We start from the raw sequence: 246 nt of genomic DNA, 5'->3' as shown, positions 1-246 counted from the left end.
TTCGCGCCGAGGGTAGTTGGGGGAGCACCCCCTGCCAGCGTAGGTCGCTGCCACACTTAAATTATTCCGGCTTAGCTCAGTTGGTAGAGCGTCTGACTGTTAATCAGGATGTCGTCGGTTCGAGTCCGACAGCCGGAGTTGAACTTGGAGAGTTGTCCGAGTGGCTGAAGGAGCATGATTGGAAATCATGTATACGGGTATTGCCTGTATCAAGGGTTCGAATCCCTTACTCTCCGTCAGCGTTGC

The 246-nt window shown here is 53.7% G+C and carries 2 tRNA genes; both read left to right on the top strand.

Annotated elements, in window-relative coordinates:
- Nucleotides 1–65: 65 nt before the first annotated feature.
- A tRNA-Asn gene (locus FC24_RS10775) sits at nucleotides 66–138 on the top strand.
- 8 nt (nucleotides 139–146) lie between these two features.
- Nucleotides 147–236, top strand: a tRNA-Ser gene (locus FC24_RS10770).
- Nucleotides 237–246 lie beyond the last annotated feature (10 nt).

It is taken from the genome of Loigolactobacillus rennini DSM 20253, from assembly GCF_001436505.1.
GTDB classification, from domain to species: domain Bacteria; phylum Bacillota; class Bacilli; order Lactobacillales; family Lactobacillaceae; genus Loigolactobacillus; species Loigolactobacillus rennini.
The sequence above is the reverse complement of the archived record's forward strand: the minus strand, read 5'-3'. Positions and strand labels throughout refer to the sequence as shown.